The 23197-nt window shown below is 31.2% G+C and carries 25 protein-coding genes; 16 read left to right on the top strand and 9 right to left on the bottom strand.

Annotated elements, in window-relative coordinates; genetic code table 11:
- Positions 1-22 precede the first annotated feature (22 nt).
- Complete coding sequence (locus MOV42_RS13420) at positions 23-532, bottom strand: hypothetical protein (RefSeq protein WP_324171675.1); 510 nt, start codon at positions 530-532, stop codon at positions 23-25.
- A 222-nt stretch (positions 533-754) separates the two neighbouring features.
- Between MOV42_RS13420 and MOV42_RS13415 the strand changes: the two genes are divergently transcribed.
- The 5 genes from MOV42_RS13415 to MOV42_RS13395 all read left to right on the top strand — a co-directional run bounded on the left by MOV42_RS13415 (position 755) and on the right by MOV42_RS13395 (position 6890).
- Entirely contained in the window at positions 755-1969 is a 1215-nt protein-coding gene (locus MOV42_RS13415; RefSeq protein ID WP_324171674.1) for a NifS family cysteine desulfurase, read from the top strand.
- A 10-nt stretch (positions 1970-1979) separates the two neighbouring features.
- Positions 1980-2954, top strand: coding sequence for an iron-sulfur cluster assembly scaffold protein (locus MOV42_RS13410; protein WP_324171673.1), 975 nt, complete (start codon positions 1980-1982; stop codon positions 2952-2954).
- A 146-nt stretch (positions 2955-3100) separates the two neighbouring features.
- The gene (locus MOV42_RS13405) at positions 3101-4267 is read left to right on the top strand and encodes an ATP-binding protein (protein ID WP_324171672.1); all 1167 of its coding nucleotides are present in this window, start codon (positions 3101-3103) and stop codon (positions 4265-4267) included.
- On the top strand, positions 4254-6254 hold the full coding sequence (locus tag MOV42_RS13400) for an ATP-binding protein (RefSeq protein WP_324171671.1): 2001 nt from the start codon (positions 4254-4256) through the stop codon (positions 6252-6254). Before MOV42_RS13405 ends, MOV42_RS13400 begins: the two co-directional genes overlap by 14 nt.
- A gap of 42 nt (positions 6255-6296) precedes the next feature.
- The gene (locus MOV42_RS13395) at positions 6297-6890 is read left to right on the top strand and encodes a 2OG-Fe(II) oxygenase (RefSeq protein ID WP_324171670.1); all 594 of its coding nucleotides are present in this window, start codon (positions 6297-6299) and stop codon (positions 6888-6890) included.
- Here MOV42_RS13395 and MOV42_RS13390 read toward each other — a convergent pair.
- The gene (locus tag MOV42_RS13390; protein ID WP_324171669.1) at positions 6887-7459 is read right to left on the bottom strand and encodes a cytochrome b/b6 domain-containing protein; all 573 of its coding nucleotides are present in this window, start codon (positions 7457-7459) and stop codon (positions 6887-6889) included. The two genes, MOV42_RS13395 and MOV42_RS13390, sit on opposite strands and share 4 nt — an antisense overlap.
- A gap of 42 nt (positions 7460-7501) precedes the next feature.
- Here MOV42_RS13390 and MOV42_RS13385 point away from each other — a divergent pair, with 42 nt between their 5' ends.
- The 5 genes from MOV42_RS13385 to MOV42_RS13365 are packed head-to-tail and all read left to right on the top strand — an operon-like array spanning position 7502 to position 11628.
- The gene (locus tag MOV42_RS13385) at positions 7502-8281 is read left to right on the top strand and encodes an RNA methyltransferase (protein ID WP_324171668.1); all 780 of its coding nucleotides are present in this window, start codon (positions 7502-7504) and stop codon (positions 8279-8281) included.
- Between the two features lie 46 nt (positions 8282-8327).
- Positions 8328-9572 carry an EAL and HDOD domain-containing protein gene (locus MOV42_RS13380; RefSeq protein WP_324171667.1) on the top strand — a complete coding sequence of 415 codons (1245 nt, stop codon included), beginning with the start codon at positions 8328-8330 and terminating at the stop codon, positions 9570-9572.
- 10 nt (positions 9573-9582) lie between these two features.
- Positions 9583-9774 (top strand): YwbE family protein, encoded by a 192-nt coding sequence (locus tag MOV42_RS13375; protein WP_324171666.1) that lies wholly within the window; start codon positions 9583-9585, stop codon positions 9772-9774.
- Positions 9771-11132, top strand: a complete 1362-nt coding sequence (gene dbpA, locus MOV42_RS13370) for an ATP-dependent RNA helicase DbpA (RefSeq protein ID WP_324171665.1) — start codon at positions 9771-9773, stop codon at positions 11130-11132. The genes MOV42_RS13375 and dbpA overlap by 4 nt, the downstream gene beginning before the upstream one ends.
- A gap of 16 nt (positions 11133-11148) precedes the next feature.
- The gene (locus tag MOV42_RS13365) at positions 11149-11628 is read left to right on the top strand and encodes a glutathione peroxidase (RefSeq protein ID WP_324171664.1); all 480 of its coding nucleotides are present in this window, start codon (positions 11149-11151) and stop codon (positions 11626-11628) included.
- Here the strand turns inward: MOV42_RS13365 and MOV42_RS13360 are convergent.
- The gene (locus MOV42_RS13360) at positions 11620-13455 is read right to left on the bottom strand and encodes an ABC-F family ATP-binding cassette domain-containing protein (RefSeq protein ID WP_324171663.1); all 1836 of its coding nucleotides are present in this window, start codon (positions 13453-13455) and stop codon (positions 11620-11622) included. The genes MOV42_RS13365 and MOV42_RS13360 overlap by 9 nt on opposite strands.
- A 56-nt stretch (positions 13456-13511) precedes the next feature.
- Here MOV42_RS13360 and MOV42_RS13355 point away from each other — a divergent pair, with 56 nt between their 5' ends.
- On the top strand, positions 13512-15194 hold the full coding sequence (locus MOV42_RS13355) for a diguanylate cyclase (protein ID WP_324171662.1): 1683 nt from the start codon (positions 13512-13514) through the stop codon (positions 15192-15194).
- 16 nt (positions 15195-15210) lie between these two features.
- Here the strand turns inward: MOV42_RS13355 and MOV42_RS13350 are convergent, their stop codons facing one another.
- Together MOV42_RS13350 and MOV42_RS13345 are read right to left on the bottom strand one after the other, a co-directional pair.
- Positions 15211-15504 carry a sulfite:cytochrome C oxidoreductase subunit B gene (locus MOV42_RS13350; RefSeq protein WP_324171661.1) on the bottom strand — a complete coding sequence of 98 codons (294 nt, stop codon included), beginning with the start codon at positions 15502-15504 and terminating at the stop codon, positions 15211-15213.
- A gap of 6 nt (positions 15505-15510) precedes the next feature.
- Entirely contained in the window at positions 15511-16707 is a 1197-nt protein-coding gene (locus MOV42_RS13345; RefSeq protein ID WP_324171660.1) for a molybdopterin-dependent oxidoreductase, read from the bottom strand.
- Positions 16708-16804: 97 nt separating this feature from the next.
- On the opposite strand from MOV42_RS13345, the gene MOV42_RS13340 reads away from it, so the two are divergent.
- Complete coding sequence (locus MOV42_RS13340; protein ID WP_324171659.1) at positions 16805-17248, top strand: DUF4395 domain-containing protein; 444 nt, start codon at positions 16805-16807, stop codon at positions 17246-17248.
- Positions 17249-17258: 10 nt separating this feature from the next.
- On the opposite strand, the gene MOV42_RS13335 is transcribed toward MOV42_RS13340, so the two are convergent.
- From MOV42_RS13335 to MOV42_RS13320, 4 genes are read right to left on the bottom strand one after another with little or no spacing between them, the layout of a single operon-like run.
- Positions 17259-17756 carry a GNAT family N-acetyltransferase gene (locus MOV42_RS13335; protein ID WP_324171658.1) on the bottom strand — a complete coding sequence of 166 codons (498 nt, stop codon included), beginning with the start codon at positions 17754-17756 and terminating at the stop codon, positions 17259-17261.
- A gap of 49 nt (positions 17757-17805) precedes the next feature.
- Positions 17806-17991 (bottom strand): hypothetical protein, encoded by a 186-nt coding sequence (locus MOV42_RS13330; protein WP_324171657.1) that lies wholly within the window; start codon positions 17989-17991, stop codon positions 17806-17808.
- Between the two features lie 40 nt (positions 17992-18031).
- Positions 18032-18568: an RBBP9/YdeN family alpha/beta hydrolase gene (locus MOV42_RS13325; RefSeq protein ID WP_324171656.1), complete on the bottom strand. Its 537-nt coding sequence runs from the start codon at positions 18566-18568 to the stop codon at positions 18032-18034.
- A gap of 2 nt (positions 18569-18570) precedes the next feature.
- Positions 18571-19326, bottom strand: coding sequence for a DUF234 domain-containing protein (locus MOV42_RS13320; RefSeq protein ID WP_324171655.1), 756 nt, complete (start codon positions 19324-19326; stop codon positions 18571-18573).
- Between the two features lie 308 nt (positions 19327-19634).
- Here MOV42_RS13320 and MOV42_RS13315 point away from each other — a divergent pair, with 308 nt between their 5' ends.
- The 4 genes from MOV42_RS13315 (at position 19635) to MOV42_RS13300 (ending at position 23197) form a co-directional block, all read left to right on the top strand.
- Positions 19635-19796, top strand: coding sequence for a helix-turn-helix domain-containing protein (locus MOV42_RS13315; RefSeq protein ID WP_324171654.1), 162 nt, complete (start codon positions 19635-19637; stop codon positions 19794-19796).
- An 82-nt stretch (positions 19797-19878) separates the two neighbouring features.
- Positions 19879-20220 (top strand): hypothetical protein, encoded by a 342-nt coding sequence (locus MOV42_RS13310; RefSeq protein ID WP_324171653.1) that lies wholly within the window; start codon positions 19879-19881, stop codon positions 20218-20220.
- A 431-nt stretch (positions 20221-20651) separates the two neighbouring features.
- Positions 20652-21314, top strand: a complete 663-nt coding sequence (locus tag MOV42_RS13305) for a TnsA endonuclease N-terminal domain-containing protein (protein WP_324171652.1) — start codon at positions 20652-20654, stop codon at positions 21312-21314.
- Positions 21311-23197, top strand: a complete 1887-nt coding sequence (locus MOV42_RS13300) for a Mu transposase C-terminal domain-containing protein (RefSeq protein WP_324171651.1) — start codon at positions 21311-21313, stop codon at positions 23195-23197. The genes MOV42_RS13305 and MOV42_RS13300 overlap by 4 nt, the downstream gene beginning before the upstream one ends.

The following is a 23197-nucleotide window of genomic DNA, read 5'->3' as shown; positions in this document are numbered from 1 at the left end:
GGTTTAAGTTTACTTTGTAGAGTTAGCTTTTTGGCACATACTTTAACGCTTTTTTAATGTACTCTGTTGAACAAAATAACATTGCTACAAAGATAGGATTTAGTTTTACACAATTATCTTCAATAGATTCAAAAATTTTAAAATCAAAGCCAGCACCATTTTCTGGATTCTGCGGGGTTACAACAAAAGTGATGGGAGATAAAGTTTTAACCATATTTAGAATTTTTTTACTTTTTTTAGCATTGTCATTTTCTAAAATATTCAAGTTTTGACCTTCTTCACTTTTGTGAGAATGTATAACTTCTTCTAAGATATCAAGTTTATCTTTAAAAACGGTTTTATTCCATGTTATGCTTAGATGCTCAGAATTAATTTTAGTGCCTTTATGCGTAAGTGGATTTGGCTTGTTCTTTTTCATAGCTTCGATAAGTCCAAGTAAAAAGTTTGCTCCACCAACATTTTGGGCACATTTACTCAACAGCATATGGATAAGCAGTTTTGCATCTTCATCTTGTTTATTAAAATTACACATATTTTATGAACTCTCTTTTTTATATATTTTCTCTTGTTTTAGTTATGACATTATACATTATATAGTTGCGTATATGCTTATAATATCTAAGTATCAAATTAAAATTCAACCTTAAAATAGTGAATAAGTTGTTTTGGCTTAAGCATATCGTAATAACAAACCTATTATCATGTCAAAAGTAAAACAAGACAAAATCTGTCTTGTTTAAAGATGAGGTAAAAAATGCAAGTATATTTAGATAATAATGCTACAACGATGGTTGACCCAAAAGTTGTAGAGGTGATGCAGCCATTTTTTAGTGAAATGTATGGTAATCCCAACTCACTTCACAAATATGGAACCGCACCACATCCAGCTTTAAGTAAAGCGATAGACCAAGTATATACAGCCCTAAGTGCTAGTGATAATGATGATATAGTTTTCACATCATGTGCAACAGAGTCAAACAACTGGGTTTTACAGTCTGTTTTTACAGACAAAATAGTAAACGGAGACAAAAACCATATACTAACAACAGAAGTTGAACACCCTTCAATTCTTTCAACCTGTAAGTTCTTGGAACAACAAGGTGTAAAAGTCACTTACCTTCCTGTAAATGATCAAGGTATAGTTGAAGCTCAAACTGTAAAAGGTTTTATAACAGATAAAACAGCTTTAGTTTCTATTATGTGGGCTTCAAACGAAACAGGAATGCTTTTCCCTATAAAAGAAATAGGAGAGATTTGTAAGGAAAAAGGTGTACTTTTTCACTCAGATGCTGTTCAAGCCATTGGTAAAATTAGAGTTGATTTACAAGCTACAAATATTGATTTTGTAAGTATGTCTGCTCATAAGTTTCATGGTCCAAAGGGTGTAGGCGCTTTATATATTAAAGATTCTCAAGCTTTAACTCCACTTTTACATGGTGGAGAGCATATGGGCGGTCGTCGTTCAGGTACTTTAAATGTTCCTCTTATAGTTGGTATGGGTGAAGCGATAGAGCTTGCTACTAAAGATATAGAGATAACAGGTGCAAAAATCAGAGAAAAAAGAGACCGTTTAGAAGATGCTCTGCTTGAACTTAGTGATACTTTTGTAGTTGGTGATAGATGGAACCGTACTCCAAATACTATACTTATTTCGATTCGTGGAGTTGAAGGTGAAGGTATGCTTTGGGATTTAAATAATGGTGCAATAGGTGCAGCAACAGGTTCGGCTTGTGCAAGTGAAGATTTGGAAGCTAACACAGTTATGCTTGCAATCGGTGCTGATAACGAACTAGCACATACGGGTATAAGACTAAGTCTTTCTCGTTTTACAACAGATGAAGAGGTTGATTATACAATCGCTCATTTTAAAGGTGCAGTTACAAGATTAAGAGCTATTTCAAGCTCATTTGCAAAACAGCAACCAACTAAAGGTGGTGAAGTTCAAGAATGTGAACTTCACCATCACTAAAGGATAAACGATGGCAAAAAGTGATATGTTAGGCGAAAGCCTTTGGGATGCGTACTCAAATAAAGTTACAACTCTTATGAATAACCCTCAGCATCAAGGAGAAATCTTTGAAGCAGAGGCAGAGGAACGCGGTAATAAACTTATTGTTGCTGATTTTGGTGCAGAATCATGTGGAGATGCTGTTCGTCTTTACTGGGAAATTGATCCTAAGACTGACAAGATTATAAATTCAAAATTTAAATCTTTTGGTTGTGGTACTGCTATTGCATCTTCAGATGTAATGACTGAAATGTGTATTGGTAAAACTGTACAAGAAGCTGTAAAAATTACAAATATTGATGTTGAACTAGCTCTAAGAGATGACCCAGATACTCCAGCAGTCCCACCGCAAAAAATGCACTGTTCAGTTATGGCTTATGATGTTATCAAAAAGGCAGCTGGACTTTATATGGGTGTAGATGCAGAGAGTTTTGAAGATGAAATCATAGTTTGTGAATGTGCTAGAGTTAGCCTTGGCACACTTCAAGAAGTAATTCGTTTAAATGATTTAACAACAATTGAGCAAATTACTGACTACACAAAAGCTGGTGGTTTTTGTAAGAGCTGTATTAAGCCAGGTGGACATGAAAGTAGAGAGTATTATTTAGTAGATATTCTTAGAGATACTAGAAAAGAGATGGATGAAGAAAAAATGAAAGCAGCAGCAGATGCTGGTGCAGATGGTGATTTTGCTACTATGACTCTAGTTCAACAAATCAAAGCAGTAGATGCTGTAATTGATGAAAGTGTTCGCCAGTTCCTAGTTATGGATGGTGGAGATATGGAAGTTATTGATATTAAAAACTCTGATGAGCATATTGATATTTATATTCGTTATTTGGGTGCTTGTAATGGATGTGCTTCAAGTTCAACTGGTACGCTTTATGCAATTGAGTCAACATTAAAAGAAAAACTTTCTAAAAATATCCGCGTTTTACCAATTTAACTAATAGCGGGTTCTCCGCTATTAAATTTCCTCACTAATTTTTCAACTCCTAAATTTTACTTTTAAATTCAGACTCTATTTTTTCTTGACAACAGAAAAATTGTCAGATATAATGACAACAGAAAAATTGTCAAGAGGATTTAGTTATGAAAAACTGCGTTGGACAAGTTGTCAGAGGTAATGATTTTTGGGATAGAAAAATAGAACTAGAAACTATTTGGGATGCCATAGATTCTGGTAGTCATATTCTTCTTGTTGCACCAAGAAGAGTTGGTAAAACTTCTATTATGCATAAGATTAAAGATGAACCAAAAGATGGTTATATAGTCATTTATATTGATACTGAATCCGCAGATAATGAGAATGAATTTTGGCATAAACTATTTAATGCGATGATGGAAGAAGATTTTATAAATAAATTAAAATCAAAATCAAAAGTTTTTTATTCAAAATTAATAAATATAAAGATAAAAAAGGTATCTGCATTTGGAGTAGAGTTTGAAGATGGCAAAACTCTTGATTATGCATTTGCATTTGAGACCTTAGTTAAAGATTTAGACATAGACAAAAAGCTAATTATTATGATAGATGAGTTTGCCCAAACTATTGAAAATATTATAAAATACGAAGATGTAAAAAATGCAAATAGCCTCTTGAAAGCACATCGTTCACTAAGACAAAATCCCAAAGTGTCAGAAAAGGTCACATTTGTATATGCTGGTTCTATTGGTTTAGAGAGTGTTGTCTCTAAGATAAACTCAATTAAAATTATCAATGATTTAAACAATGTAAAAATACTACCACTATTAAAATCTGAAGCTTATAAATTTACAAATCAACTCTGCTCTAGTGTAAAAATAGAGATGAATAAAGATGCTATAAACTATTTTTTAGGAAAAGTAGAATGGCTAATACCATTTTACATACAACTATTAATCCAGCAATTAAAGATACTCTTACGAGAAGATAGGAAAAGAGTAATTGATAACAAAGCCATAAATGAAGCTATAGATAAAGCACTAGAACATAGAAGTTATTTTGAGTCTTGGCAGACAAAATTAAGAGAGTCATTTTCTAATAATGAGTATCTATTTGTCAAAGAAATTTTAAATATTATTTCTGAAAATAATATCATGGAATATTCGCAGATAATAAATATAGCCACTAAGCATTCCCTCAATGAAGATGAAGCTAAAGATATGATTCATACGCTTATTTATGATGGGTATATAAACAATAATGAAAATCCTAAAGTTTATAGATACAACTCTCCAATACTAAGACAATGGTGGAATAAAAATGTTGCAAACTAATTATGTAAGGTATAAATATACTCCAGATGAGATGAGTGAAGATGAGTTTTTAGAGAGGTTTGTTGTCAGAGAAGATATATTTAATGATATCTTCGAAGATTTAAAGTCATCAGATGATAGCAATACAAATCAGCACTATATAATCATAGGTCAAAGAGGACAGGGCAAAACAACACTGCTTAGAAAATTACAGATAGAAGTTAAAAATGATGATGAACTGTCTAAATTTTTACTACCTATAAAATTTGCGGAAGAACAGTATCAAATTCGCTCTTTATGTAGGTTATGGGAAGAAGTTGCTGAGTATCTTCAGACTTTATATGAATATGAATTTAGCACTATATTAGACGATATGGAAAAGCATTTTGAAGATGATGATTATGATTTACAATGTTTTTCATACTTAGAATCAGTTGTAAAAGCTAAGGGTAAAAAACTACTTTTACTCATAGATAATGTAGATGAGTTGATAGGTAAACTTAGTGAAAAAGAGCAAAGACGATTAAGGGAGATTCTTATAAGTTCGTCTATCTTTCGTATAGTTGGTGGTTCTACTAAGATGCTAGAGCATCATCATGACTACTCAAAAGCTTTTTATGAGTACTTTAAAATCATAAAACTAAAAAGTTTGAACTCAAAAGAAAGTAGAGAGTTTTTACTTAGCATCGCAAGAGATGAGCAAAAAGAGAAGATACAAAATGTTATAGAAAACTCTCCCGCTAGAATAGAAACACTTAGAAGAATAACAGGTGGAGTTCCTAGAACTTTAGTGATGCTGTTTGATATATTTTTAGATGAAGATGGAAATGCTTTTGATGATTTGCTTAAAATACTTGATGAAGCTACACCTCTTTATAAACATCGAATGGATGATTTACCCTCAGGACTTCAAGAGATAGTTCATACAATTGCAATAAACTGGGATGGGATGCTAACAAATGAGATAGCTAAAAAGACAAGAGAATCAAGTAAGTCAGTCTCAGCTCAACTCAAAAAACTTGAAAAGTATGAGATAGTTGAGTCAGAGTCCATAGGAAAAAATAAGATATACAAAATAAAAGAGAGATTTTTTAATATTTGGTACCTAATGCGTTTTGGTAGAAAAAAAGACAGACAGAGAGTTGAGTGGCTAGTTAAGTTTTTAGAGGCATGGTGTACTGAGGACGAGTTGGAAGAGAGGGCAGTTAAGTTTATAGGTAAAATTAAAAAAAACACCCTTAGTCCTATTTATATATATAATATGACGGAAGCTTTAAGCTATGCAGGGTTAGATATAGAGACTGAACAATCTTTGAAAAATGAAGCAAGAGCTTATCTTAGAAGTATCAACTCTAATTATGGTGAAGACTTATCTGACTCTGATTTGGAAATAATAATTAAGTCCTTGGATAAAATTGAAGAACCAGAAGAAGCCTTAAAAATATTATTAAGTTCAAATAAAAATAGTGCATTTATAAGTCTACAAATTGCTACATGTTATGTGTTGAAAAATCAATATGATTTAGCAGAAGTTTATATTAAAAAAGGAGTAACTAAAATAGGAGATAATCCTGAGATAAATGATTATTTGACATTTTATTTAATAAGAGGAATAGGATTAGAAAGAGCAAATGAACTTATAGTAAATAATAATAAGATATCAGCAATTAATAGAGTAAATACTTTATTATGGAAAGAAAAATTCTCAAAAAGTTATAAAGAATTTTTAGAATATCTTGAATATGAAAGTTGTGATTTTTTCGAAGATTTAGAAGTATTATATTTGACTCTATTAATCTCAAAAGGACAATATTATCAAGCAAAAAAATTCCTAGAGATGCCAGAGTATCAACTAAAAGAGAGATATAAACCAATTTGGTATGCATTGATGACACTTATGCAAGATGATTTTCCAAATGAGATAAAGAAGATGGGTAGTGAACTTAAAGAAAGTGTTGATGAGGTACTAAAAGAGATTGAAGTCTATAAAGAGAAATATGCTATTTAAGTAGTTCTATCTCTTAAGATGGAACTAGTTAAAATACTTCCCATGTATCAAAAACAATATGAACAGATCACAGATGCTCTTGTAAATGATGGTTATGTAGTTATTACAGATGCTCTTGAAAAAAAACTCCCCTCAGCTCTTTTAAATGAAGCAAAAAATGAGCAAGACTTTAAAAGAGCAGGTATTTCTGGTTTGGGAGATTTGCATCTAGATAGCAATAGACGAAGAGATAAGATTCATTGGTTAAGCAGAAGTGCAGATGCTCAAGCTAGTTTTTTAGATTTTGCATCTGGACTACAAGAGTATCTAAACAAAGAGTTGTATCTTGGACTATCTTATTATGAAAGTCACTTCGCTATCTATGATAAGGGCGCGTTTTATGAGAAGCATCTAGACTCTTTTAAAAACTCTAAAAATCGTGTTGTAACAACAGTTTACTATCTAAATGAAGATTGGACTGACAATGACGGTGGAGAGCTTGTTGTTTATGATGAAGATGATAATTTTTTAGCAAAAGTAAAACCAGATGCTAACACACTCATAGTCTTTATGAGTGAGAAATTTCCGCATGAAGTCCTACCAGCAAAGAGAAAAAGATACTCAATCGCAGGTTGGTTTAGAATAGATAAAGTTTAAAGTTCTTTTCCATGAAGCATACTAGAGGTCAATCCTTTTTCATCTCTATTCTCAGCAATAATAACGCCTATTATATGTAGAGGCACAAAATACATAATGACTTGAAATACTAACTCATGAATCTCTTTTATATCGTGAGCGGTAGTTTTTAGAAGTCCTAAGGCTTGATAAAAATAGATGATAAAACCGCTTATACTCATAAAAATAAGAGTTCCATAGATAAAAAAGTAAGATAGAAAAACTGCTTTTTTATGCAAAGTTAAATCAAAAAAGCTTTCTCTATTTGAAGTGTCTTTAAACATTAGGTAGATTCTAAAAGCAATCAAAACAACAAGAGTATAACCAAAAATAATATGCCACTCCCACATACCGGCACGAACAGCTTTTGCTAAAACTTTTGCTTGACTTGCTGTTATTTCTATATCTATTTCTGCTAATTTATTTAATAGTATTTCAGAGTTAGTTCTCCAACTCAAAAAAGTTTTACGCAAAAAAACAGTTGCTAGAAGTCCCAAAATAATAAAAGCATGAAGCCAATGCCAGATTCTAAAGTATAGTGAGTATTTCATGATTTGTCCATATTTTTTATTGTTTGTGTTATTATATCAAATATGAAATTGATTAAAATTGATACGATAAATATAGAAGAATTACAAATATATCATCAGCTTAGGGATAAAGCATTTACAAGCGATAATAGCTTTATAGCAGACTCCCCAAAAGTTGTGAATATACTTTTACAAACTGACATAAAAGTTAAAAGTATTTTAGCCACTAGTAAGTATTATGATGAGTTTAACGAGTTGATTTTACAAAAAGATATTGATAAACTTTATGTCGCTTCAAAAGAGCAGATGCAAAGTATAGTTGGGCATAAAATTCATCATAATTGTATGCTTCATGGTGTTCGTCCTCCAGAGAGTTCTCTTAGTGAGTTGGGTGAGCAAATCATAATGCTTGATAATATAACTTCAAGTGAAAATGTGGGTTCTATTGCTAGAAGTGCGGCAGGGTTTGGAGTTAGTTCATACTTAATTCCAAAACAATCACCACATCCATTTGCAAGACGGGCTTTAAGAGTCTCCATGGGTTACGCATCTAGACTAAAGATAAATAGATATGAAGATATATTTGTAACAATAAAAGATTTAAAAAAAGATGGTTATAGAATATATGCAGCGGAAGTGAGTCTAGATGCCATAAAGCTTTCAAGTGTAAAGCCTAGTAAAAAATGGGTGATTTTAATGGGGCATGAGGGGAAAGGAATATCTAAAGAAGTCTTAGAAATATGTGATGAAATTGTAAGCATAGAAATGAGTGAAGATGTTAAAAGTTTTAATGTAGGAGTAGCGGCATCTATAATGATGTATCAGTTTGTAAATAAGGTATAATTATAAAAAAATTTAAAAAATTTAAAGAATAAAATTGAGGGAAAATATGAAAAGTGTTTATATAGGGCGTCAACCAATTTTAGATAACTTAGGTAAACTATCTGCTTATGAAATTTTATATAGAGATGGTACAAAAGAGAGTAATTTTAGCGATGACCGTTTTGCAAGTGCTTCAGTTATAAGCAGTATTTTAAATAAATTTGGAACTGCACCTTTGCTTGGTGGTCATAGTGCTTTCATCAAAATAGGTAAAAATTTTCTTCTTCATGATATTATTTTTGATATTCCTAAAGATTTTTTTATATTTAGTATCTTTGAAAATATTGAAGTAAACGAAAGAATTGTAGAAAGAGTCCAACAGCTTCAAGCTAAAGGGTATAAACTAGCAATAAACGATATAAGTCTAGATGCTAATAAGATGAAAAATTTCTCCCCTATATTTAAAGAATTATCGTACATTAAAATTAATCTAAATGAAAATATTGATGATGATTTAAAAACCATGATAGATGAATTGAGACTCAATAAAATAAAAATAATAGGCTCTAAAATAGAGAATAATGAAAAGTATGAATTAGCTAAAAGTATAGGTTGTGATTTTTTTCAAGGTTACTTTTTTGCAAAACCAAAAATTATAGAAAATGCAAAATTTGAGCCTTTTCAAGCTAATGTCTTAAAACTATATAATCTTTTGATAAATGATACAAATATAGATGAAATAACAAGTGAATTTGAAAAAAATTATGAAATTACAATTCAGCTTCTACGCTATATGAATTCTGCAATGTTTCATTTTAAAAAGAGAATATCAAGCATTCATCATGTTTTAACACTGATGGGAAGACAGCCTTTAGCTAAATGGTTAATGCTTATGATTTACTCAAAATCAGTAAGTAAAGATGCTAAACATTCTCCTTTGATGTTAATGGTAAAAAGTAGAACTGAGTTGATGGAAAATATTTTAATAGCTGTAAAACCAGATGTTGGAAGTAATATACTAGGTGAAGCATATTTTATAGGTGTTCTCTCTCTTCTTGATACGCTTTTTGGCGTGGAGTTAGAGAAAATCTTAAGAGAAATTCATGTAAGTGAAGAGGTAGTCGATGTCTTACTCAGGTTTAATGATTGCCTGCTAAGTGATATCTATACTTTAGTTATAGCTATAGAAGAGTTTGATATACTTGCATTAGAAAATTTTTCTAAAAAATATGAAATAGAGCCAATAGTGATTAAAAAAATTATTATTAAAAGTATAGAAAATGTTAATAAATTTGAAAAAGAAATGATATAAAAGGCTACTGATGAACGGCACAAAACGGACAAATATAAAACATGGTAAAAGCGTGGCAATAGTTTTAAAACAAGACCAAGCAAGTGGGCTTTTGACAGATGGGATAGTACGAGATATTTTAACTTCATCTGCATCTCATCCGCATGGTATTAAGGTACGCCTTATGAGTGGTGAAGTTGGTAGAGTTAAGGAAATATATTGAAGTTTTCTTCACTCCCTTTATCAAAAGAGATGCTTCATAATCTGGGTGAGATAGGTTATAAAGAAATGACAGCTGTTCAGGAACAATCTCTTCCATTTATATTAGACGGAAAGGATGTTATTGCCGAGGCAAAAACAGGTTCTGGTAAAACAGCTGCTTTTGGTATAGGTCTTCTTAGTAAACTAAAAGTTAAAAAGTTTAGAGTTCAGTCACTGGTACTTTGTCCTACAAGAGAGTTAGCAGACCAAGTAGCAAAAGAACTTAGGTTATTGGCTCGTGCCACTCACAATGTTAAAGTCTTAACACTTTGTGGAGGAAGTGCTTTTGGCCCACAACTTGGTTCATTGGAGCATGGAGCACATATCATAGTTGGAACACCAGGAAGAATTTTAAAACATCTAAAAAAAGAAACACTTAGTTTAGAAGATTTAGAAATTCTTGTTCTTGATGAAGCAGATAGAATGTTAGATATGGGTTTTAAAGAAGAGATTGATGAGGTATTGCTTTTTTGTAAAAAGAGAAAACAAACACTGCTCTTTTCAGCTACTTATACAGATGAAATCATGCAGGTTAGTAAAACTCTTCAGCATGAAGCGGTGAGTGTAAAAACTGTCTCTACTGAGAAACGAAACAATATTATTGAGCGATTTTATGAATCTTCAGATGCTAAAAAACTAGAGATACTTATAAACATATTTAGTAATTTTAAACCTCAAAATGTCATAGTTTTTACAAATACAAAAATTCAAGCAAAAGAGTTAGCCGAGAACTTACAAAAACAAAAGATAGATGCCTTAGCAATCCATGGAGAGCTAGAACAGTATGAGCGAAATGATGTTCTTGTTCAGTTCTCAAACAAAAGTTGTCCAATATTAGTAGCCACTGATGTGGCAGCTCGTGGTTTAGATATAAAAGAGCTTTCAATGGTTGTAAATTATGATTTGCCACATCAAACAGAAACTTATACACATCGCATCGGAAGAACTGGTAGAGCAGGTAAAGATGGTTTGGCTTTTACTCTTTTTTCTTCTTACGAGATAGAAAATATTGAGGAATATAAAGATGAAACAAGACTCTTTGAAGATGCTTTAGACTTAAAAAGAGTAAATGGATTTGAGATGAAACCTCAATACATTACACTTGTTATTGAGGGTGGTAAAAAAGACAAAGTTCGCGCAGGTGATATTCTTGGTGCTTTAACGGGGGATGCTGGATTAAAAGGTAGCTCAATTGGTAAAATAGATATCTATGAAAGACAAAGTTATGTTGCAATAGAGAGTAAACTTATAGATGAAGCACATGAGAAACTAAACCGTGGTAAAATAAAAAATAAAAAATTCTCTGTTTGGGTATTGTAAAAATTAGGAGTAAAGATTGAGTATATATAAGTACAAAGTAAAGATGATTAATGGTAAAGAGATTTCTATGTCTAGGTATAAGGGTAAGGTTTTACTTATCGTAAATGTTGCAAGTACTTGTGGCATGACACCGCAATATGAGGGTTTAGAGAAGCTTTATAAAACTTATAAAAAGAAGGGTTTTATGGTTTTAGGTTTCCCATCAAATGAATTTGGACAACAAGAAAGTGAAGGAAATGAAGAAATTGCAAAGTTTTGTAAAAATACTCATCAAATAAATTTTGATATGTTTGAGAAAATCAAGGTAAATGGAGATGATGCCATACCTCTTTATAAGTTCTTAAGAAAAGAACAAAAAGGGCTTTTGTGGAGTGAAAAAATCAAATGGAATTTTACAAAATTTTTAGTAGATGCTAATGGAAAAGTTCTAAAAAGATACGCGTCTCCAACTACACCAGCAAGTATAGAGGCTGATATAAAAGAGCTTTTAGTCTAAGTTTGATATTTGTTGTTCAAACTCTAGGATTAACTCATCTAATTTAGTTTGTTCAACTTCAAATTCTTCGAATAATTCTTCAATTTCGGTTTCTTCTGCTGAAACTTTTTTTGAAAGTTCCATTAAACTTGCGCTATCTCCAGAGTTTGAAAGTTCTATTAGCTCATTATGATGGAGTTCTAAAAGTTCTTCAACTTGCATTATTTTATCTTCAAGTTTTTGTACTTTTTTCTTAAGTGGAGAAGTTTTTGAGTTTCTTTGTCTAACCAACTCTGCTCTAAGTTTTTTGTTTTCTTTATGGTTTGTTTTTGGAGCTTTTTTTGTTTTTGTTTGCTCTTGACTTTCTTCATCCCAACCAATTTTTTCTAAAAATAGCTCATATCCACCATCAAAATACTCTGCGCCATCTTTTGAAAAGATAATGAGTCTATCACAAACTCTTTTTAGTAGTTCTTCAGAGTGAGTAACAATAACAACAGAGCCTTTAAATGTTTTTATAGCTAGGGTTAATGCTTCAATAGATTCCATATCGAGATGGTTTGTAGGTTCATCAAGAAAGAGTAAGTTTACATTTTTTGCTAAGATTTGACCTAACATTACACGACTTTTTTCTCCACCTGAAAGAAGTGAGATTTTTTTCTTTGCACTATCTCCACTAAACATCATAGCCCCACAGATGCTTCTTACACTTGCTTCACTCAGTTTAGGATTTCCTACATAAATCTCATCAATAACACTATTTTTATCACTTAGATGAGCAATATTTGTTTGACCAAAGTGAGCAAAAGATGTAGTTGTGTGGTAATTTATTTTGCCAGTCATCTGATTTAACTCTTTTGCAATAGTATTTAGTAGAGTTGATTTTCCTTTTCCATTTTTACCTATTATTCCAAGGCATTCACCCTTTTGCAAGTTAAAAGATATATCTTTAAATAATATTTTATCAGTTGAATAACCAAAACTTAAATTTTTTACATCAAGTAAAACTTTTGCTGGTGTATCTTTAAAATTGAAGTTAAACTCAAGAGAATTATCAAAATTTAAATCATCAAGCAAATCCATCTTTTCTAATTGTTTGACTTTTGATTGAGCAAGTGATGCCGTAGATGCACGAGCTTTATTTTTTGCTATAAATTCTTCTAATTCTTTTACCTTTTTATCTTGAGATACTTTTTGTTTGCTATGGAGTTCATCATTTGCTTGTAACTGCTCATAAAACTTGTAAGTATTACCTTGAAGAAGTTTGACAGATTTTCGTACTATACCCATTGTGTGAGTTGTTACATCATCCATAAACTCCCGATTGTGAGTTATGATGATAACTTCGCCCTCAAAAGTTCTTAAAAAAGTTTTTAACCATCTTAGTGAAACAATATCAAGGTAGTTGGTCGGCTCATCTAAAAGTAAAAGGTTAGGTTGTGTTACTAAAAGTTTTGCTAAATTTATGCGAATCTGATAACCACCAGAAAAAGAAAGAGGGTCTTTGTCTAAGTCATCTTGAACAAAGCCCAAACCAAAAAGAATTTTCTCAACTCTATAAACATCATATTGCATCTCTTCACTCAAAGCTAAAGTAGCTTCTTCTCTTAGTGATTTCTTACTAAAGGTAAGATGCTGTTTTAAAGTACCAATTTTGTAGTTTTTTGGGATGAAAAGATCACCAGCATCTGCACTTTCTTCACCTAAAATAAGTTTAAAAATCGTTGATTTTCCACTTCCGTTTCTTCCTACTAGTCCGATGCGGTTGCCAGAATTAACTTTAAAGTTCAGGTTGTTAAAAAGTTCTTGTTTTGCGTAGTTTTTTGAAATATTTGTTAGTTGAATCATTTCGTATTCTACACATAAATTCATCAAATTTAGATAAATCATGGCATAATACTTATATGAAAAGTTTTAATATCCAGTTTGAAAATGAAAAATCTTTAAATTTTTTTGTTGAATCTAATAAAATAGTTGATTATGAAAATATATTAATCCAAGTTTTTACTGGAATCATTGACGAAAAACATAGTTTAAAAATATCCTATTTACTTAAAAAGATGCTTCCTCATTCTCACATTATTGGTACTACAACAAGTGGTGAAATATATAAACATAAAATCCATAATAAAACTACACTCATCTCTATTAGTGTCTTTGATAGCACAACTGTAAAGTCAAAGTTTTATAAACTAGACGGAAGTTTTAGAATAAGTAATATTAAAGATGATTTAATTATGGATAACACAAAGGTGTTAATCATTTTTAGCGATGGACTAAAGAGTGATGCGGAGAGATTACTTAAAAAAATATCTCTTTTAAAACCTGAAATCATAATAGCTGGTGGTCGAGCAGGGGATAACTTAGAGTTTAAGAAAACTTATATATTTGACGAACAAACGCAAAGTGATGATGCTTGTGTAATAGCTAGTTTAAGTTCAGATGACTTAATTGTAAATAATGAGTACCTTCTAAATTGGACACCAATTGGTAAAGATATGATAGTTACCAAAGTAGATGGGAATATATTATATGAATTAGATAATACCCCAGTCGTTGAAATATATAAAAAATATCTTGGAAGAGATATTGTAGATGATCTTCTATTTTCATCTTTAGACTTTCCACTAATAATAAAAAGAGATAAACTTCTAATAGCAAGAGGTGCTGTTGCTAAAACAGAAGATAATGCTTTGGTATTTGCAGGAAATTTTGAACAAGGAGATGTTGTAAGGTTTAGTATAGGTAATATGGAAGATGTTATTAATGATACGGCTAAATATTTTAGTTACTATAATCAGATGCCTGCTGAATCTATTTTTGTTTACTCATGTTCTGCAAGAAAATTCTTGATGGGAGATAAGCTTGAAGATGAGATGAATATACTAGAGTCTTTAGCACCTACAGTTGGTTTCTTTACTTATGGAGAGTACTTTCACTCCTCAAACATAGCAGAAATCTTAAATATAACAACCACCTTTTTAACTCTTTCTGAAACATCAAAAATAAAAAAAAGAACTCTAAATAATGTCCCTACACAAAAATATGATGTTGTTAAAAAAGCATTAACACACCTCATAAAGGTTACAACAAAAGAGCTAGAGCATACTTCTACCTATGATTTATTGACTGAAGTTCATAATAGAGCAGAATATATAAAAAGAATAGGTTTGAAATTAAAAAGTGCTTCAAGATATAAAGAAAAATTTGGCATAATACTTGTAGATATAGACTATTTTAAACTTGTAAATGACAACTATGGGCATGCAGTTGGTGATAGTGTCTTAAAAAAGTTTGCATCTATACTTTCAAAAAATGTTAGAGAAGATGATTTTGTAGCTAGATGGGGAGGAGAAGAATTTGTAATTATTGCTAATCATGTAAGTGTAAAAGATTTAGAAAGATTGACTAAAAAACTTCAAAAAGTTATAGCAAAAACATCTTTTACTCCTGTACCTAAGCTGACAGCTTCTTTTGGTCTTAGCATCTACATAGAAGGTGATGGAGAGGAGACACTTTTCAGAAGAGTAGATAATGCTATGTACGCTGCTAAAAAAGATGGTAGAAATACTTATATGATTGGATAATAAACTTATACTTAATCTACTTTCCATAGTGTTTAAATAAATATTCTGTAATTATTTTTTCATCTTTATCAGTTATCGGGGCTTTATAAACATCTCTCATTTTGACAACAACACCATTCCAAAATTTTCGTGATTGATTACCTTGATTTAAGATATAACCATAAGAGTGGCACCATTGACAATTTCTTTGCATAGCTGTAAAGTTTTTATCTTTTGCCATAACAAAGGTAATATTAGGTAGTTTTATATCTTTAGTATATTCTGCTGATAAACTCATAAAAGTTAATAATGTTAATAATAATATTTTCATTTGTATTTATACCACTTCAATAGTAGTACTATCGATTCCGTTATATCTATATCCACCATGATTCCAAGCAATATCTTTAGAAAAAGGTTGAGCCTCTCCAAGATTGTTAATAGCTTTTGCCATTAATGTTAGTTTTCCTTTATGTTTTACCCTAAAGGCAAAACTAAAAGCTCTAAAAGCGTGAGAAGAGAGTTCTTTTTCTAGTTCTGCTTTGTGCCATGTTTTTCCACTATCAATAGAGATTTTAACATCTTTAATACCACTACCACTATCAAAGGCAACACCTTTTAGTTTAATGTTAGAATTTCTTTTAAAAGTATCTCCAGAGTTTGGATAAGCAATAATTGACTTCACATTCATCTTTTGTATTGCTTTAGTTTTTACAACTATAGCATCGGGGCTTTCACATTCGCACTCATTATCTGGGATACGGTAAGCTTTATCCATATAAAACATCTCTTTGTATTCTTTTGAGATAGTTATATTACTTAGCATCTTTACCCAACTATCTGCATAATTTCCTGGTATGATAAGACGAACAGGGTAACCGTTCAAAAAAGGTAAGTCTTCATCGTTCATTTCATAAGCAATAATGACATCATTTTCTATCTCATCAAGTTTTAACTCTCTTACAAAGTTTGCAGTTTTGTGAAAAGCTGCTTTGTCATCACCATTTAAGCCTACCCAGCTTGCCCCTTTATGCATTTTTGCATCTTTTAAAATATCATTTAATCTAACACCTTTAAATTTTGCACAACCCATAGCACCATTTCCCCACTGGATGCCACCAGTTATTGGTGAAAATGCTGATCTCGAATTTCCCCCACATTGTAAAACAGCAGTTATTTCTACTTGTTCATAGTTTTGTTTTAAGTTTTTTATGGATAGATAAAGAGGATTTTGAACAAAGCCATCTACTTTTATTCGGTACATATCAATATTTTTATGTGTTGGAATACGAGGCATATGCCATCGAACAAAAAACTCATCATTAGGAGTGATGGCTTTTGTAAAAAAATCAATAGGTGTTTCTAAGATTGGAGGTCTGTCAGAGTAAGTAATAAGAGGTTTTTTTTCAGGGAATGCAATCTTTGAAACTCTTTGAGAAGTTATAGGTTGAGAAGTCAAGCTAGCTAATGCAGATGATGAAAGAAGCAGTGAAGAAGCAACTAGGGATAGTTTTAAAAAATTACGCCTTTGCATATAAATCCTAAGAGTTTTTTAATGATTTTAGCATAATTTATAAGAAAAAGTTTTAATTCTAACAATAAGGGATATAATACGAAAAAAAGGTTTTTAGATGGATACATCATGCCCAATAGCATTTAGAGAGATAGATGGAACTATTGTTAGAATAGGAGCTTTCTTTGTTTCGCTTGTGGTTGTTGCATATCTTTTCACTTCGCAAATATTTTTACTTATTTTTTTAGTGATAGACTTTTATATCCGCATTTATTGGCATAAACCTTATAGTCTAATTTTTCAACTCTCTCGTTTTGTAAAAAAAATATTAAAATTAGACTCAGATATGACAGATGCTGGATCAAAAAGGTTAGCTGCACAATTTGGCTTACTTTTTTCTATAATGCTTATAGTAGAAGGATTTGTAGGTTTTGATTTTGCTCTTTATTTAACTGCAGGAGCATTGTTGGTTTGTACATCTTTAGAAGTTCTATTTGGTTACTGTGTTGGTTGTAAAATCTACTTTATCATTAAAAAAGTATATCCAGGTTTTATGAGCTAAGGAGTGCTTTTTAATCCATCCATTTTCTAGGGTCATAGCCATCACTTGGTCTAAGTATCTCTTTTCTAACCAATTTTTTAAGCATTGTAAAAACAGGTTTTTTGTCAATCGGACTAGTTGCATTTGAGCCTTCAACTTTTGTAAATCCAAGTCTTTCATAAAAGATTATAGCCTTGGAGTCTTTTAGTACACTGAGACTTATTTGCTCAAAACTAGCGGCAGCTTCTATGAAAAATTGTTCCATCATTGCAAAACCTATACCTTTGTTTCTAAATTCAGGTTTTACAGCGATTTGTAAAACAGGAGTATTAGCATCTATAAAAGCATTTGCATTATCTTCTTCTTTAAGTTGTCTAATCCAGACTGCTCCAGCGATAGTATGATTATCAAGTGCATATAGACCTAAATCTTTACTTGATAAACCGTAAAATTTGTAGTATATATCTAGCTTTGGAAAAGCTTGAACTTTTTTATCTACTGTATCGAGTCGCATTGCATAATAGAGCATATCTGTTGCGATTTTATTCTCAGAAGATCTAAGAAAATATAGAGTTGGTTTAAACATATATGTCTAAGGTGTGTTCAGAATCAGTAACTGGCTTAACTTCTTTTACTTGACTTGATTGCAGAGCTTTAGAGTCATCTGTTGAGGTAGATTTACTTTCTTGAGAATTAGTATCTGGTTTTCCAACTTGAAACTGGCTTGGTGAAGGAGATTGAAATGGATATTGAGTAACATTCATGATATCTCCTTTAATTTAGCTACTTAAATTATAGCACAGTTTAGTTGTCTTGTAGTATTTGAAGCATCCATGGCCATTTACCAAAACCACTATCAGCATTAATATGTCCTGCATCTTTTACTACATGCATCTCTACCTTTAGTTCTTTTTGTAAACTTTTTGCTTCATCTAAAGTCATATATGGGTCATTAGTGGAGCAAATAAGTAGTGCTTCATCTGCATTTAGATTTTTAGGAATAGTTACAGGAAAGAAGCTGTTTACTTCATCTATTTTAGAGTTTAAGCTAGGTGGAGCAACTAAAAAAAGCTGTTTAACGCTTTTTATATTTTCCTCATTACATAGATGAAACCATAAAGTATTTGCTAAAGAGTGACAAATTACTATATCTGGTTTAAAATCGTCAAGTTCTTTGATTAACTCGTTTTTCCAATCATTTTTATTTGGAAAATCAAAGTTTGAGAATTTTAAAAAGCTAACCTTACCATAATCTTTAGCTAACTCCCCAGCAAGCCAACTTTGCCAATGAGGAAAATCACTTCCTCCCCAACCATGTAGAAGTAAAACTTTTTCTTTCATAATCAAACCAATTTTATTAAGTTTTTGAGAGTAAAGAGTTTTAAATTATCTCCCTTTAGTGCTTTAAGTTCGCTAGAAAAACCTTTTTTTGAAGATATAACAAATATATCAGCTTTGATTTTTGCTACTTCACATTTTTCTTGAAGTTTTGTAAGTTCACTTTTTTTGACTTTAGAATTTGAGTATCTACATGAACCGACTACGATTTTTCCAGATTTTGTTTTGGCATAGAGGTCTATCTCTACATCTTTATCCCAGTAACTTCCACTCTCAACAATTGGGTCATTTTTAAATTCAAGTTTTACTAGCTCTAAAGATAGTTGCTCAAACATAAAACTTACAAAATCAGCTTGTTTATTTTCAAACCTTTTTTGAACTTCTTTATAATCTCCCTCTTTTATGCCTTTAAAAATAGGCGATACAAAAGCAAACCAAAAACGCATAAAGGGTGTGTTAAAAAGAAGTTTATCTGAGATTTTATAGTCATCTGCCCAAGTTGTAAACTCTTTTTTAGATGGTTCTAGTCTTATAACTTCCATTTCACAAAGTTCAGTTATAGCTTTTATACCAACTTCGTTAGTTATATTTGCTTTTTTAAAAGCAGAGTGTGTTCTTCCATCTCCTAAAGCTATACCGCTTAAGATAGAGTGAAAAAGAGGCATCCCTGTGGTGGTATCACTTATATCATTACGAATATAAGTGTAATCATCTAAGATAAGTTTTTTGATAAGTTCAAATGTTGGTGTACTAATTTCCATCTCTCCCCATGCTTCCCCACCAAAAACACTAAAGAGTTCTAAGGCTCTTTCTAGGTTATCAAATTTGTTAGTTGTGTAAAAAGTGCTAAACTGTTTAGTTAGGTTTGAAGTGTCTAAGCTGATGATAGAGCCTTTAATATATTTTTAGTATTATACATTAATAAAGCATTTATTACATAAGGATTATTTTTATGAAAGTACCATCCGGAATGCAACTTTATGCTTAAGGAGATATCTGCTCTACTATATTGTTTTTAACTAATGGGCGTGTTCGTGTTGTTCGTCAGCATGAAAATGGATAAAGTGTATTGCTTTATTACTTTGAGCAAGATGAAAAAATAGTTCATATCTCACATGAAGAGTTAGGGGATATCATAGGGACTTCTCGTGAAGTTATAAGTAGAATATTAAAAGGTTTTGAAAATAACAATATTGTTAAGCTATCAAGATTAAAAATAGAAATTTGTTAAACACTAAGGTATGTAACAAATATCACATAAATCTTTGCTTTGTTTATGATACAATCATTTTAAATAAATCAAAGGAAAGAATATGAAAAAATTAAACTTAGCAGCATTACTTTTAGGAGCAATGTTATTATTAGGCTTTGGAGCAACTAATGCTAGTGCAGGTATGAAATGTGGTGCAGGTAAATGTGGCAGTGCAATGATGGACAAAGCTGGCAAAAATTGTACAAGTTGTAAAGATGATAAAAAAGTATCTAAGAATTGTGGCGCAAAAGATTGTAAATGTGGTGACAAATGCAAGGGTGATACTTGTAAATGTTCAGGTAAAAAAGCAATGAAATGTGGTTCTGGGAAGTGTGGTGGCGAAAAAAAAGCTTCTAAAAAGGCAATGAAATGTGGCGCTGGTAAGTGTGGCGATAAAAAATAGTTTTCATTTTTATAGCAGAGTTTTCTTCTCTGTTATAATTTTAACTTCATTCTATCTTTAGAAAAAACAACATCCCTTGAAAAAACTTTTTTATAATTTATGTAAGTAAAAAGAGCGCGATGCCTACCCTTATGGTACAGCCATCTTTTAAATTGAGTCTGGCTTTGAGGTTAGTATAAAATGAGTTTTGCAAGAAGTCTATTATAAATAGTATGAATTTAAGTTACCACTCCAATTGTCATATCTATTAAAGTTTGATATTCATTATTTTTCATTGTATCGCTTTATTTTTCGAGGATTGTACTATTAAAGATATTAAACAGCAATATAGTATTAAATTTATATCTCTAATCAAGAATGATAATATTTTATTAAAGTATGATATTACATTACTGCATTTTGATATGCTATAATACTAGTAAAAATAAAATATGAGTTCTAATACGATGAAATTCACTCAACGAAAACTTAAAAAGAACTATCGCTCAATAACCGGTTACTTCCCAAGTGTTAAAAATGATATCTCTATTGGCTTCGAATCTAAACTGGAGAAGACTTTTTTTCTTATGCTTGAGTTTGATGATGATGTTTTAACTTACCAAGAGCAACCACAGATAAAAATAGTATTAGATGGTAGAAAAAAAACATATAGTGCTGACTGTTTTATAAAAAGAGTAGATAGCTCAATATTGCGAGACACCCTAGTAGAAGTCAAATATACAAGTGAACTTGAAAAAGAGAAAGAATATTTTGAAAAAAAGTTTAAAGCCATTAGACAAACGACAGATGAATTAGATTTAGATTTTATTATTTTTACAGAGGAAGACTATTCAGATGATTATATATCCAATCTTGACTTTCTATATAGATATATAACGCAAGATAGAGAAAAAAGTTATGATGAAAATATAAAGATACTACTTAAAGACAAAAAGCTTACTGCAAGAGATATAGCTGAACAAATAAGTGAGAGTCCATCTGAATTTCTTATTATTTCAAATGCTATTTGGGGATTGGTTGCTGACAAACAATTAAGTACAGATTTACATTTATCACAAATAGATATGAATTCTAAAGTGAAGGTAGTAAATTGAGCATAGTTAAAATTGATATCGATTCTAAAATTGTATTTGAAGACAAGAGCTATATTATTAAGGGATATTCATCACTTGATGAGATACTTGCTAAACAAATGGATGCTCCCTATTCAGAAAAAATTATAAAAGTTAGTGAAATTATTAAAGAACCTAAAAACGCATCAATACTAACTAAACAACTTGTTGATACAAATGATGAAGAGTTCAAAGAAGCATTAAATAAATATTTGATAATTGAACCTTTATTAAAAATTGCAAGAAGAACGACAAAAGATGTAGCTAAAGTTGCGAAGCAACATAAAAAAGGTGTAGCTACTATATATAGATGGTTAGATAAATTTGAAACAATTGGGACAGTTAGTTCTCTCAGTTCATCATATGAGAACTGTGGTGCAAAAGGCAAGAGCCGTTTAAATGAATCTGTAAATGTAATCATTGAAGTTGTTTTAGAGGATTTGTATTTAAACAAACAGCAATATCCCCTTTCATTTATCTACATGACGATAATAGAAAAATGTAATAACCTAAATTTAAAAGCCCCAAATATCAACACTATTAGAAATAGAATTAAAGATATAAATCCAAAACTTATAGCAAAACATAGAAAAGGCGCAAGCATTAGAGATACAAGGGGTACACCTGGTAAATTTCCAGATGTAAAAATGCCACTTGATGTTATTCAAATAGATCATACAAAAATGGATGTAATTATAGTTGATGAAAAGACTAGACAAGAAATTGGCAGACCATTCATAACTGTAGCCATTGATGTATACAGCAGAATGATATATGGGTTTTATATATCTTTGGAAGCACCTAGCTATTTTAGCGTAGGTCAATGCTTACTCAATGCCATATTGCCAAAAGATGATGTTTTGAAAAATCAAAATGTGGATGGAGAATGGCCAGTTTATGGTTTACCAAGAGCAGTGCATGTTGATAATGCAAAAGAATTTAGGAGTATAAGTCTTCAAAAGTTTTGTCAAGAGTATAGAATTACTGATATTTATAGACCAGTTGCTCGCCCGGAATTTGGTGGTCACATCGAAAGGGTAATCAAGACAGCAATGCAAAATGTACACCTTCTTCCAGGAGCTACATTTTCTAATATTTTTGACAAAGGCACTTATGATTCTCAAAAAGAAGCTGCCATGACTATAGATGAACTTGAACAATGGTACACAGACTTTGTTGTGAATATTTATCATAAAGTAGAGCATAGCTCCATAGGAATGACACCAGAAGAAAAACTTTATCAAGGTATGTTTGGTGTAGGCGGCAGTATACCATTTTTACCAACTGTTCCGGCAAACACCTTAAAACTAAGAATGTCACTACTTCCCGCTATGGAGCGTACAGTTCAAAAAAGTGGTATAACAATTGACTACATTACTTACTTCTCCGAAACACTTAGAAAATGGATAGTACCCGCAAGCTATAAGAGATTCTACAAAGATGTTGATACAAAAAAAGTTATCTGCCGAAGAGACCCCAGAGACATTAGTAAGATATATATTTATGATGAGGATATCAATGATTACATTGTCGTTCCATACAGTGATATAAAAAGACCTGCTATAAATCTAAAAGAGCTTAGAAAATCAATATCTGAAGCTAAAAAAACAATAACTGGCAGAGAAATAGAATCTCATGATATTTTCAGTGCCTATAACAGATTGTATGAATATGCAGAAAAATCCAAACGAGAAAAGAAGTCTGTACGAAGAGCAATGAGCTCAAAAAAACATATGCAGAAAACACTTGAAGAGGAACAACAAATCTTACCGAGTATAAAAAGTGATGTAATCAATTTGTCCAACAATAGTATTGATAAATTTGAAGATGATGAAGATGGGTTTGAATACTACCCAATGGATTAA

The organism is Sulfurimonas sp. (genome assembly GCF_029027405.1).
GTDB lineage: Bacteria > Campylobacterota > Campylobacteria > Campylobacterales > Sulfurimonadaceae > Sulfurimonas.
The sequence above is the reverse complement of the archived record's forward strand: the minus strand, read 5'-3'. Positions and strand labels throughout refer to the sequence as shown.

Bases quoted from the DNA above. Each gene is read 5' to 3' on its own strand.
- MOV42_RS13420 (WP_324171675.1), bottom strand. From the start codon at position 532: ATGTGTAATTTTAATAAACAAGATGAAGATGCAAAACTGCTTATCCAT.
- MOV42_RS13415 (WP_324171674.1), top strand. From the start codon at position 755: ATGCAAGTATATTTAGATAATAATGCTACAACGATGGTTGACCCAAAA.
- MOV42_RS13410 (WP_324171673.1), top strand. From the start codon at position 1,980: ATGGCAAAAAGTGATATGTTAGGCGAAAGCCTTTGGGATGCGTACTCA.
- MOV42_RS13405 (WP_324171672.1), top strand. From the start codon at position 3,101: ATGAAAAACTGCGTTGGACAAGTTGTCAGAGGTAATGATTTTTGGGAT.
- MOV42_RS13400 (WP_324171671.1), top strand. From the start codon at position 4,254: ATGTTGCAAACTAATTATGTAAGGTATAAATATACTCCAGATGAGATG.
- MOV42_RS13395 (WP_324171670.1), top strand. From the start codon at position 6,297: ATGTATCAAAAACAATATGAACAGATCACAGATGCTCTTGTAAATGAT.
- MOV42_RS13390 (WP_324171669.1), bottom strand. From the start codon at position 7,459: ATGAAATACTCACTATACTTTAGAATCTGGCATTGGCTTCATGCTTTT.
- MOV42_RS13385 (WP_324171668.1), top strand. From the start codon at position 7,502: ATGAAATTGATTAAAATTGATACGATAAATATAGAAGAATTACAAATA.
- MOV42_RS13380 (WP_324171667.1), top strand. From the start codon at position 8,328: ATGAAAAGTGTTTATATAGGGCGTCAACCAATTTTAGATAACTTAGGT.
- MOV42_RS13375 (WP_324171666.1), top strand. From the start codon at position 9,583: ATGAACGGCACAAAACGGACAAATATAAAACATGGTAAAAGCGTGGCA.
- MOV42_RS13360 (WP_324171663.1), bottom strand. From the start codon at position 13,455: ATGATTCAACTAACAAATATTTCAAAAAACTACGCAAAACAAGAACTT.
- MOV42_RS13355 (WP_324171662.1), top strand. From the start codon at position 13,512: ATGAAAAGTTTTAATATCCAGTTTGAAAATGAAAAATCTTTAAATTTT.
- MOV42_RS13350 (WP_324171661.1), bottom strand. From the start codon at position 15,504: ATGAAAATATTATTATTAACATTATTAACTTTTATGAGTTTATCAGCA.
- MOV42_RS13345 (WP_324171660.1), bottom strand. From the start codon at position 16,707: ATGCAAAGGCGTAATTTTTTAAAACTATCCCTAGTTGCTTCTTCACTG.
- MOV42_RS13340 (WP_324171659.1), top strand. From the start codon at position 16,805: ATGGATACATCATGCCCAATAGCATTTAGAGAGATAGATGGAACTATT.
- MOV42_RS13335 (WP_324171658.1), bottom strand. From the start codon at position 17,756: ATGCTCTATTATGCAATGCGACTCGATACAGTAGATAAAAAAGTTCAA.
- MOV42_RS13330 (WP_324171657.1), bottom strand. From the start codon at position 17,991: ATGAATGTTACTCAATATCCATTTCAATCTCCTTCACCAAGCCAGTTT.
- MOV42_RS13325 (WP_324171656.1), bottom strand. From the start codon at position 18,568: ATGAAAGAAAAAGTTTTACTTCTACATGGTTGGGGAGGAAGTGATTTT.
- MOV42_RS13320 (WP_324171655.1), bottom strand. From the start codon at position 19,326: ATGGAAATTAGTACACCAACATTTGAACTTATCAAAAAACTTATCTTA.
- MOV42_RS13310 (WP_324171653.1), top strand. From the start codon at position 19,879: ATGAAAAAATTAAACTTAGCAGCATTACTTTTAGGAGCAATGTTATTA.
- MOV42_RS13305 (WP_324171652.1), top strand. From the start codon at position 20,652: ATGAGTTCTAATACGATGAAATTCACTCAACGAAAACTTAAAAAGAAC.